Annotated in this window: 9 protein-coding genes; 4 read left to right on the plus strand and 5 right to left on the minus strand. The window is 71.2% G+C overall.

Annotation, left to right across the window (positions count from 1 at the left end):
• Positions 1-157 precede the first annotated feature (157 nt).
• A complete protein-coding gene (locus ACTWQC_RS35415; RefSeq protein WP_443319978.1) occupies positions 158-1639 on the minus strand; it encodes a sodium:solute symporter in 1482 nt (493 codons plus the stop codon).
• Between the two features lie 159 nt (positions 1640-1798).
• Here ACTWQC_RS35415 and ACTWQC_RS35420 point away from each other — a divergent pair, with 159 nt between their 5' ends.
• The gene (locus ACTWQC_RS35420) at positions 1799-3460 is read left to right on the plus strand and encodes a PucR family transcriptional regulator (RefSeq protein ID WP_443319979.1); all 1662 of its coding nucleotides are present in this window, start codon (positions 1799-1801) and stop codon (positions 3458-3460) included.
• Positions 3461-3522: 62 nt separating this feature from the next.
• Here the strand turns inward: ACTWQC_RS35420 and ACTWQC_RS35425 are convergent, their stop codons facing one another.
• Together ACTWQC_RS35425 and ACTWQC_RS35430 are read right to left on the minus strand one after the other, a co-directional pair.
• A complete protein-coding gene (locus tag ACTWQC_RS35425; protein WP_443319980.1) occupies positions 3523-4902 on the minus strand; it encodes an aspartate aminotransferase family protein in 1380 nt (459 codons plus the stop codon).
• 2 nt (positions 4903-4904) lie between these two features.
• On the minus strand, positions 4905-5378 hold the full coding sequence (locus tag ACTWQC_RS35430; RefSeq protein WP_443319981.1) for an Lrp/AsnC family transcriptional regulator: 474 nt from the start codon (positions 5376-5378) through the stop codon (positions 4905-4907).
• A 179-nt stretch (positions 5379-5557) separates the two neighbouring features.
• Here ACTWQC_RS35430 and ACTWQC_RS35435 point away from each other — a divergent pair, with 179 nt between their 5' ends.
• Both ACTWQC_RS35435 and ACTWQC_RS35440 read left to right on the plus strand, forming a co-directional pair.
• Entirely contained in the window at positions 5558-6997 is a 1440-nt protein-coding gene (locus ACTWQC_RS35435; protein ID WP_443319982.1) for a gamma-aminobutyraldehyde dehydrogenase, read from the plus strand.
• 168 nt (positions 6998-7165) lie between these two features.
• The gene (locus tag ACTWQC_RS35440; RefSeq protein WP_443319983.1) at positions 7166-7762 is read left to right on the plus strand and encodes a Uma2 family endonuclease; all 597 of its coding nucleotides are present in this window, start codon (positions 7166-7168) and stop codon (positions 7760-7762) included.
• A 2-nt stretch (positions 7763-7764) separates the two neighbouring features.
• On the opposite strand, the gene ACTWQC_RS35445 is transcribed toward ACTWQC_RS35440, so the two are convergent.
• Together ACTWQC_RS35445 and ACTWQC_RS35450 are read right to left on the minus strand one after the other, a co-directional pair.
• Positions 7765-8475 carry a glycerophosphodiester phosphodiesterase gene (locus ACTWQC_RS35445; protein ID WP_443319984.1) on the minus strand — a complete coding sequence of 237 codons (711 nt, stop codon included), beginning with the start codon at positions 8473-8475 and terminating at the stop codon, positions 7765-7767.
• Entirely contained in the window at positions 8463-9485 is a 1023-nt protein-coding gene (locus tag ACTWQC_RS35450; protein ID WP_443319985.1) for an adenosine deaminase, read from the minus strand. Before ACTWQC_RS35450 ends, ACTWQC_RS35445 begins: the two co-directional genes overlap by 13 nt.
• A 204-nt stretch (positions 9486-9689) precedes the next feature.
• On the opposite strand from ACTWQC_RS35450, the gene ACTWQC_RS35455 reads away from it, so the two are divergent.
• Positions 9690-10373 (plus strand): DUF4190 domain-containing protein, encoded by a 684-nt coding sequence (locus ACTWQC_RS35455; protein ID WP_443319986.1) that lies wholly within the window; start codon positions 9690-9692, stop codon positions 10371-10373.
• Positions 10374-10426: the final 53 nt, after the last annotated feature.

A 10426-nucleotide genomic window follows, 5' to 3' on the forward strand; every position in this document is an offset into this window, starting at 1 on the left:
GCGCCCGCCCGGGGGGAGCGGGCGCCGCGCGCCATGGGCCCCCGCGGCGGCGGGGGCCGGTCCCTGCCGGGGCCGGGCGGCGGGGGCACGCGCGGCGTGGCAGGGGAGGCCGCGTGCGGCGCCCGCACGGGGGGGAGCGGGCGCCGCACGCGGGGATTCATGCCCCGGCCGTGGCCGGGGCGGCGGCCTGTGCCGCCGGGGCCTCGGCGGGTGACTCGCCCGCGAGGCGGGCGCGCCAGGCGGCGAGGACCGCCGCGTCCGTCGGCTTCGTGGCGAGGCTGACCACCACGTAGGCCGCGAGCGAGGCCAGCAGACCGTAGTAGACGGGCTCGTTGGCGAGGATGCCCTTCCAGGCCATGAGCGCGACGACCGTCACGCCGCCCACGCCGACCGAGGCGAGCGCGCCCGTGGCCGTACCGCGCTTCCACAGCAGCCCGCCGAGGATCGGCACGAGCAGGCCGCCGACGAGCAGGTTGTACGCGACGGTCAGCGCCTCGACGACGTTGTTGAGGGCGATCGCGATACAGATCACCGCTGCGCCCATGATCAGGATGAAGACGCGGTTGCCCTTCACCTCGTCATGCGGCCCCTCGCCGCCGCCCGGCGTCACCTTGCCGCGCAGCCGCGACCAGATGTCGTTGTTGGCGACGGTCGCGCAGGCGATCAGCGCGCCCGAGGAGGTCGACATGACCGCCGACAGGGCCGCCGCCAGCACCAGGCCCTTCACGCCGATCGGCAGCGCGTCCCGCACCACCGTCGCGAACGCGTCGTCGGGGCTGCCCAGCTTCGGGTAGAGGACCTTGGCCGCGGTGCCGATGACCGCGCCCGCCACCGCGTACGCCAGGCAGTAGACGCCCGCGGCGGTGCCGCCCAGCTTGGCGACCTTGTCGCTGCGGGCGGTGAACACCCGCTGCCAGATGTCCTGCCCGATGAGCATGCCGAAGGAGTAGATCAGGACGTACGTGAAGACGGTCTGCCCGCCGATGCTCATCGGCGAGAAGTAGCCGCCCGGCAGCTCGTCGGCCATCTGCGAGAAGCCGCCCGCCTTGACCACCGCGATCGGCAGCAGGAGCAGCAGCACGCCGATCGTCTTGACCACGAACTGCACCATGTCGGTGAGGGTGATCGACCACATGCCGCCGAGGGTCGAGTACGCGACCACGATCGTGCCGCCCAGGATGATCGCCACGACTCTGTCGAGGCCGAAGATGACGTCGAAGATGGTGGCGTAGGCGATGGTCGAGGTGACCGCGAGCATCAGCGTGTACGCCCACATCACGACGCCCGAGATGAGTCCGGAGGAGCCGCCGTAGCGCAGGTCCAGCATCTGGCTGACGGTGTAGACCTTCAGCCGCGCGATGCGGGCCGAGAAGAAGATACTCAGGGCGAGGAGTCCGAGGCCGATGGTGACGACCATCCAGGCGCCGGATAGCCCGTACTGGTAGCCGAGGCCGACGCCCCCGATGGTCGAGGCGCCGCCCAGGACGATGGCGGCCATCGTGCCCGAGTACATCGCCGGGCCCAGCCGGCGCCCGGCGACCAGGAAGTCGCTCTTGGACTTGGCGCGGCGCATGCCCCACCAGCCCATGGCGAGCATGCCCACCAGATAGACGACGATCACTGCGTAGTCGACGGCCATGGGCTCTCCTCGGTTGCGACGGGGGTCCTTCAGGGAGGGGGACTCCTGGAGGCGGGATTCCTGGGGTGTGACCCTAGGTGTCGCCGACGTGGCCGAGAAGTGTACGTTTCCAACACCAGGGCGTCCTGGAACGTACGAACCATCCATGGGAGTCCGGTCATGACCGAGCTCGTGCCGCCCACTGTTCCCGTCCCGCTGTCGGTCCTGCTGGAGCAGCAGGAGCTGGGCCTTCGCCAGGTCGCGGGCCCGCGTGAGGACCGGCCCGTGTACGCCGTGCACACCAGCGAGATGGAGGACCCGGTTCCGTATCTGCTGGGTGGCGAGATGCTGCTCAGCGCCGGGGTGCACTGCCCGCACAGCGAGGGCACCGGCACGTACTGGGACCGCTACGTGGCCAGGACCGTCGAGGCGGGCGCGGCGGCGCTCGGCTTCGGCATCGCGCCCGTGCACGACGCGGTGCCGCGGGCGCTGGTGGAGGCCTGCGAGCAGTACGGGCTGCCGCTCGTCGAGGTGCCGCGGGAGACCACCTTCACGGCCGTGGCCCGGGCCATGTGGCAGGCGGCGGCCGCGCGGCGCCACCACGAGCTGCGCCGGATGACCGAGGCGCAGCAGGCCCTGGCCGGCGCCGCCGCCCGGTCGCATCCGGTCCCTGCCGTGCTGCGGCAGCTGGCGCAGCACCTGAGCGGCTGGGCGGTGCTCCTCGGGCCCGACGGAGCGGAGCTGTCCGCGGCCGGTACGCGGCCCGAGGCGGCCGTCCGCACGGCCCTGACCGCGCTGGCGGCGCGGCTCCGCCCGGGCCCGTCCTCGGCGGCGGACACCGTGGGCGGTCCGGAGGGGGAGCTGCTGCACCTGAGCGCGTACGGCCTGCCGGGCCCGGCGCCCTCGGGCGGGCGCCTTGCTCTGGGCGTGTGCGCCGCGCGCCGGGACGCGGTCGACGGCGCGATCGCGGGGGTCGCGGTGGTCCTGCTGTCGCTGCTGACCGGGCCGCGTACGGCGGGCGCGGGTGCCGGGCGCTCGGCGGCTCTGGTCCGGCTGATGCTCGGGGCGGAACCGGAGGCGGTGGCGCCGCTGCTCGTGGCCTCCGGCCAGGGGGCGGCGGGGGAGAGCGGCGCGCGGCCGGACGCAGCGGCCTCCCGGCGCGAGGCGGGGCGCCGGGCCGAAGGCTCGGCCGTACGTCGGCCCGGGGCCGTCCACGCGCGCGGGGCCGGGGACCAGCCGGTGGTGCGCGGCCCGGCCGAAGGCCCGGCTCCGACGGGAGGGATGTGGACCGTCGTGCGCGGTCGGCGGCGGGGGCGGGCCAGGGCCGGTGAGGCGATGTGGGCGGCCGAGCTCGCCGCCGGGCTGGGGACGACGCTGATCGATGTGGACGGGGACGAGTTGCGGGCGCTCGTGCCCGGCGGCGGTCCGGTGGCGGCGCAGACGGGGTGGACGCTGGGCGCGGGGCCGCCGGTGCCGGCGGGTGAACTGGCGCGCGGCGACGCCGAGGCGGAACGCGCGCTGCGCCGCGCTGTGGCCGAGCGCGCGCCTCTCGTACAGCACCGGGGCCGTGCCGCCGGCGGGGTGGCCTCGCTCGTCCGGCCGGACGAGGCGCGTGCGCTCGCCCGCACCCGGCTGGCGCCGCTCGACGGGGCACCGGCGCTGGCCGAGACGCTGCGCGCCTGGCTGTCGCTGCACGGCAGTTGGGACCGTACGGCCGTGGCGCTGGGCGTTCACCGCAACACCGTGCGGCAGCGGATCGCGCGGGCGGCGGAGCTGCTCGACACGGACCTGGGCGACCCGGATGTCCGCATGGACCTCTGGTTCGCCCTGAAGTGGCTCTGACTGATCCGCCGAGGCTCTGACTGATCCGCCGGTGCGGCGGATCAGTCAGCGCGGGACCGGCGTCAGATCCTGGTCCAGGCCTCGGTGAGGACCTGGCGGACGATCTGCTCGATCTCGTCGAACGTCGACTGGTCGGAGATCAGTGGCGGCGACAGCTGGATGACCGGGTCGCCGCGGTCGTCGGCCCGGCAGTACAGCCCGTACTCGAAGAGCTTCTTCGAGACGAAGCCGTAGAGCACGCGCTCCGACTCCTCGGCCGTGAAGGACTCCTTCGTCGCCTTGTCCTTGACCAGCTCGATCCCGTAGAAGAAGCCGTTGCCGCGGACGTCGCCGACGATCGGCAGGTCGTGCAGCTTCTGCAGGGTCGACAGGAACGCCGACTCGTTGTCCAGCACGTGCTGGTTCAGGCCCTCGCGCTCGAAGAGGTCGAGGTTGGCCAGCGCCACCGCCGAGGAGACCGGGTGGCCACCGAAGGTGTAGCCGTGCAGGAAGGTGTTGTCGCCCCGGTAGAACGGCTCGGCGATCCGGTCGGAGATGACGGCCGCGCCGATCGGCGAGTAGCCCGAGGTCATGCCCTTGGCACAGGTGATGATGTCCGGAACGTAGCCGAACTTGTCGCAGGCGAAGATCGTGCCGAGCCGGCCGAAGGCGCAGATGACCTCGTCGGAGACCAGCAGCACGTCGTACCGGTCGCAGATCTCGCGAACCCGCTGGAAGTATCCGGGCGGCGGCGGGAAGCAGCCGCCGGCGTTCTGCACCGGCTCCAGGAAGACCGCGGCGACGGTGTCCGGGCCCTCGAAGAGGATCTGCTGCTCGATCTGGTCGGCGGCCCAGCGACCGAAGGCCTCGGGGTCGTCGCCGTGGATCGGGGCCCGGTAGATGTTGGTGTTCGGCACCTTGTACGCGCCGGGGACCAGCGGCTCGAAGGGGGCCTTCAGCGCGGGCAGGCCGGTGATGGACAGGGCGCCCTGCGGGGTGCCGTGGTAGGCGACGGCCCGCGAGATCACCTTGTACTTGGTGTGGTTGCCGGTGAGCTTGTGGTACTGCTTCGCCAGCTTCCACGCGGTCTCGACGGCCTCGCCGCCGCCGGTGGTGAAAAAGACCTTGTTCAGGTCCCCGGGAGCGTAGTGCGCCAGGCGCTCGGCCAGCTCGACCGCCTTCGGGTGGGCGTAGGACCAGACCGGGAAGAAGGCCAGCTCGGAGGCCTGCTTGGCGGCGACCTCCGCCAGCTCCTGGCGGCCGTGTCCCGCCTGCACCACGAACAGGCCCGCGAGGCCGTCGAGGTACTTCCTGCCGGTGTCGTCGTAGATGTACGTGCCCTCGCCGCGGACGATGGTCGGGACGGGCGCGTTCTCGTACGACGACATGCGGGTGAAGTGCATCCACAGGTGGTCGTACGCCGTCTTGGCTGTGCTGGTCGGAGAAGCGGCGTCGGCGCTCATGGCTATCGGGTTCCCCAGGTGTAAGTCTGCTTCTTGAGCTTCAGGTAGACGAAGCTCTCGGTGGAGCGCACGCCGGGAAGCGTGCGGATCCGCTTGTTGATCATTTCGAGAAGGTGATCGTCGTCCTCGCAGACGACCTCCACGATGAGGTCGAACGAGCCCGCGGTGACGACGACGTACTCGACCTCGCTCATGTCGGTCAGCGCGTCCGCGACCGGGTCGAGGTCGCCCTCGACGTTGATGCCGACCATCGCCTGGCGCATGAAGCCGACGGTGAGCGGGTCGGTGACGGCGACGATCTGCATCACGCCCTGGTCGAGGAGCTTCTGCACGCGCTGCCTGACCGCGGCCTCGGAAAGGCCCACGGCCTTGCCGATCGCCGCGTAAGGACGCCGTCCGTCCTCCTGGAGCTGTTCGATGATCGCCAGGGAAACGGAGTCGATCGTCGCGTTGCCGTTCTTGTCTCGTGTGGCCACGAGCGACACTGTGCATGAGGACTCGACTGTCTGGCAAGCCCAGATCGATGAAATTCGTTGTTGCAGTCCTCAGGCATCACTGATTTCGTAGTCACCGGGTGGCGGGTATGTCGAAAGCGTCACCACACTGGCTAGGCTGGGTGTCTCACCCATCGGACATCTGACAGGAGGGGTGGCACGTGACCACCGAGCTGCGTCGTCTGCGCAACTACATCGACGGGGAGTTCCGGGACGCCGCCGACGGGCGGACCACCGAGGTGGTCAATCCGGCCACGGGCGAGGTGTACGCCACCGCGCCGCTGTCCGCAGCCGCGGACGTCGACGCCGCCATGGAGGCCGCCGCGGCCGCCTTCCCGGCCTGGCGCGACCTCGTACCGGCCGAGCGGCAGAAGGCCCTGCTGAAGATCGCGGACGCGGTCGAGGCGCGGGCCGAGGAGCTCATCGCCGCCGAGAGCGAGAACACCGGCAAGCCGATCGGGCTGACCCGGTCCGAGGAGATCCCGCCCATGGTGGACCAGATCCGCTTCTTCGCGGGTGCCGCCCGGCTGCTCGAGGGCCGCTCGGCCGGCGAGTACATGGACGGTCTGACCTCGATCATCCGGCGCGAGCCGGTCGGCGTCTGCGCCCAGGTCGCGCCGTGGAACTACCCGATGATGATGGCCGTCTGGAAGTTCGCCCCGGCGCTCGCCGCGGGCAACACGGTCGTCCTCAAGCCGTCCGACACCACCCCGGCGTCCACGGTGCTCCTCGCCGAGATCATCGGCTCCGTCGTTCCCAAGGGCGTCTTCAACGTCGTCTGCGGCGACCGCGACACCGGCCGCCTGATGGTCGAGCACGAGATCCCGGCGATGGCCTCCATCACCGGCTCCGTACGGGCCGGCATGCAGGTCGCCGAGAGCGCCTCCAAGGACCTCAAGCGGGTCCACCTGGAGCTCGGCGGCAAGGCCCCGGTCGTCGTCTTCGAGGACACCGACATCGCCAAGGCGGTCGAGGACATCTCGGTCGCGGGCTTCTTCAACGCCGGCCAGGACTGTACGGCCGCAACCCGCGTCCTCGTCCACGAGTCCATCCACGACGAGTTCGTGGCGGCGCTGGCCAAGGCCGCCGCCGACACCAAGACCGGGCAACCGGACGACGAGGACGTCCTGTTCGGCCCGCTCAACAACGCCAACCAGCTGGCCCAGGTCACCGGCTTCATCGACCGCCTCCCCTCGCACGCCAAGGTCCAGGCGGGCGGCCACCGGGTCGGCGAGAAGGGCTTCTTCTACGCCCCGACCGTCGTCTCCGGCCTCAACCAGGACGACGAGATCATCCAGAAGGAGGTCTTCGGCCCGGTCATCACCGTCCAGAAGTTCAGCGACGAGGACCAGGCGGTCGCGTACGCCAACGGCGTCGAGTACGCGCTCGCCTCTTCGGTGTGGACCAAGGACCACGGCCGCGCCATGCGGATGTCCAAGAAGCTCGACTTCGGCTGCGTGTGGATCAACACCCACATTCCGCTGGTCGCCGAGATGCCGCACGGCGGCTTCAAGAAGTCCGGCTACGGCAAGGACCTGTCGGCGTACGGGTTCGAGGACTACACGCGCATCAAGCACGTGATGACGTCCATGAACAGCTGAACGCGGATACGAGCGGATACGAGTGGTGGGGCGCCCCAGCAGGAGGGGGGGTGGGTCCCCCCACCGCCGTTCCGGGACCGGCCATGGGGGAACGCGTGACCGGGTGCCGTGCGTATCGTTGTACTACGCGGCTGCGCGCCTGTGCGCGTTGTGGGGAGGAGCGGCACGATGACCATCGAGCTGATCGACAGGATCGAGGTCGAGATGGCCGAAAGCGGCGAGCCCAGCCTGGACAAGATGTTCGAGCAGCTCGAGCGGATGCCAGTCCCCGAAGGCTTCAAGGCCGAGATCGTCGAGGGGATCGTCTACATGGCGCCGCAGCGTACGACGCACTGGGACATTATTCGCAGGGTGCTGCGACAGCTGGAGGATCGCTTCGGGGAAGACGCCAAGATCACCTCGGACGTACGCATCGACTTCCCCGGCTACCTCAACGGCTTCTGCCCCGACTTGACGAAAATGGCCGAGGGGGCGGAGCCGGACGAGGATGGCCAATGGTCGTATCGCGATGTCGAGTTCGTGCTGGAGGTCATCTCCCGAGGGACGCGCGCCAATGACTACGGCACAAAGAAGGCCACGTACGCCACGGCGGGCGTCCCCGTCTATCTGATCGCTGATCCTTACCAAGGGCAGTGCCAGATCTTCACGGAGCCGAAGGACGACGACTACCGCACCAAGCGGACCGTCGAATTCGGCGAGCCGATCGATCTCATGGGCACGGTCGTCGATTTGGTCCTCTCGACCGAGAAGTTCCCCCGGGGCTGACGTCACCCGCCCAGCACCCGTCGCAGGCAGTCGATGCGGTTGGTGGTGATCGAGTCGACGCCGCGGCGCAGCAGGCGCGACATCGAGCGGCGGGTGTCCGGGGTCCAGGCGGAGACCAGAAGGCCGTCGGCGTGGATGCGGGCGACCAGGTCCTCGCTCAGCAGGCCGAAGCGGTAGTTGAGCCAGCGCGGGCGGACGGCCGCCAGCAGGGCCGGGCGTGGCGGGGCGAGCGTGGTCCAGGTGAGGGCGATCTCCGCGTCCGGGTCCTGCGCGCGTACGGCCAGCATGGCTTTCGCGCCGCCGCAGTAGTACGCGCGGTCGGCGAAGCCGGACCCGCGCAGCTCCGCCACGGCCGCGGGCACGGCCGCCGGATCGGGGACGTCGATCAGCGGCCGGGCCGCGGACCCTTCGCAGACCGCCGCGAGTCCCTCGCGGAGTGTGGGAACACCGCCGCCCGTCAGCTCCCGCAGCTCCCGCGCGGTGACTCCGGCGAGCGGCCGCTCCACCCCCCACAGCCGCTCGAGCGTCGCGTCGTGCAGCAGTACGGGCACCCCGTCGCGGGTGAGCCGTACGTCGATCTCCACCGCGTCCGCGCCCTGCCGCAGCGCGGAGCGCAGCGACGGCAGCGTGTTCTCGCGGACGCGGTAGGGGTCGCCGCGGTGGGCGACGGCCACCGCGGCCGCGGGCGCGGCGGCCCGGGCTACTGCAGCCACGAGGCGGTGTATCCGTCGATCTCCGCGGCCAGCTTGGACTTGCCGGCCTCGTCGAGGAAGGACACCTCGACGGCGTTCTTGGCGAGCGCGGCGACGCCCCGCTCGTCGAGGTCCAGGAGGCGGGCCGCGACGCCGTATTCGGTATTGAGGTCGGTGCCGAACATCGGCGGGTCGTCGCTGTTGACGGTGACCAGCACACCGGCCGCCACCATCTCCTTGATGGGGTGCTCGTCGAGGTTCGCCACGGCCCGCGTCGCGATGTTGGAGGTCGGGCAGACCTCGAGCGGGATGCGGTGCTCGGCGAGGTGGGTCAGCAGCCGCGGATCCTGGGTGGCGCTCGTGCCGTGCCCGATGCGCTCGGCGCGCAGGTGCGTCAGCGCGTCCCAGATCGTCTGCGGCCCGGTCGTCTCGCCCGCGTGCGGGACGCTGCGCAGCCCGGCGGCGATGGCGCGGTCGAAGTACGGCTTGAACTGCGGCCGCGGGACGCCGGCTTCCGGTCCGCCGAGGCCGAAGGAGACCAGCCCTTCGGGCTTCAGACCGACGGCGATCCGCGTGGTCTCCTCGGCCGCTTCGAGCCCCGCCTCTCCGGGAATGTCGAAGCACCAGCGCAAGATCACGCCGAGTTCGGTCTCCGCCGCCTTGCGGGCATCCTCGATGGCCTCGACGAAGGCCGCGTCGGGGATGCCGCGGCGGGTCGAGCTGAACGGGGTGACCGTCAACTCGGCGTAACGGATGCTCTGCTGGGACATGTCGTGGGCGATCTCGTACGTGAGCAGCCGTACGTCGTCGGGGTTGCGGATCAGGTCCACGACGGACAGGTACACCTCGACGAAGTGGGCGAAGTCCCGGAACGTGAAGTAGTCGACCAGCGCCTCGGGGTCGGTGGGGACCTTGGAGTCGGGGTGCCGGGCGGCGAGTTCGGCGACGATGCGGGGGGAGGCGGAGCCGACGTGGTGGACGTGGAGTTCCGCCTTGGGCAGCCCGGCGATGAAGGTGTGGAGATCGGCCATCGGTCCTCCTGGGGACGAGTCGCTGGTTCCGGGCAGGGATCATCGTAGGCAGGAACCGGTGCGCGCCCCGGTACGGGGCGGGGGCACGGAGCCTCGGGCCGGACGTGCGGCCCGGACCGGGCACGGTCCAGGTATGGCCCGGTGCACCCCGGACGCCCTCCGTGCGCAGGCCGTAGCATTGCCGGACGTCCGTAGGGGAGGAACATGTCCGACAACACCGCGAAGCCCGGGCAGCCCGGGCCGCGCGACCCGTGGGCTCCGCCGGAGCAGCAGGTGCCACTGGACAAGCCCCGCCAGGGCATACCGCCGGTGGCGGAGCAGCCGACGATCACCGCCATGCCGTCCCCGGGCGGCCACCAGCAGCAGGTCCCGCCGCAGGGCGGCTCCGGCGCGGTGCCGCCGCCACCGATCGCACCCACGGGCCCCGGCTCGTACTCGTACCCGCCCCCGTACGGAGCCGACCCGTACGGCACCACGGGCTACGGCAGCGGCAGCCCGTACGCCGGCTACCCGGCCTATCCGGGCTACTCCGGCGGCGGCTACGGCTCCGGCTGGCACCCCGGGCCCCCGGCGCCGAGCAACGGGATGGGCGTCGCGGGCCTGGTGCTCGGCATCATCGGCGCCGTTCTCTTCTTCACCAACGTGCTCGCGATGATCCTCGGCGTGCTCGCGATCATCTTCGGCGCGCTCGGCCGCGGGAAGGCTACGCGGGGCGAGGCGACCAACGGCGGCCAGGCCCTGGCCGGGCTGATCCTCGGCATCGTGGCGGTCGTCGCCGGAGCGCTGACGCTGGTCGTGATCATCAACAACGCCCAGGAAGAGAACGTCGACAGCTCGTCCGACGGCTCCGTCTCCACCTCACTCGTGGTCGAGCGCGCCGGCGGCTAGCGCGCAGCCCCAGTCATGGGGGTGGGGGGGGGGAGACCCCCAACCCCCCCCCA

The sequence above is a fragment of the Streptomyces sp. 8N616 genome (assembly GCF_052246385.1).
Taxonomy (GTDB): Bacteria; Actinomycetota; Actinomycetes; order Streptomycetales; family Streptomycetaceae; genus Streptomyces.

Coding starts and splice junctions, on each gene's coding strand:
- ACTWQC_RS35415 (WP_443319978.1), bottom strand. CDS start 1,639: ATGGCCGTCGACTACGCAGTGATCGTCGTCTATCTGGTGGGCATGCTC.
- ACTWQC_RS35420 (WP_443319979.1), top strand. CDS start 1,799: ATGACCGAGCTCGTGCCGCCCACTGTTCCCGTCCCGCTGTCGGTCCTG.
- ACTWQC_RS35425 (WP_443319980.1), bottom strand. CDS start 4,902: ATGAGCGCCGACGCCGCTTCTCCGACCAGCACAGCCAAGACGGCGTAC.
- ACTWQC_RS35440 (WP_443319983.1), top strand. CDS start 7,166: ATGACCATCGAGCTGATCGACAGGATCGAGGTCGAGATGGCCGAAAGC.
- ACTWQC_RS35450 (WP_443319985.1), bottom strand. CDS start 9,485: ATGGCCGATCTCCACACCTTCATCGCCGGGCTGCCCAAGGCGGAACTC.
- ACTWQC_RS35455 (WP_443319986.1), top strand. CDS start 9,690: ATGTCCGACAACACCGCGAAGCCCGGGCAGCCCGGGCCGCGCGACCCG.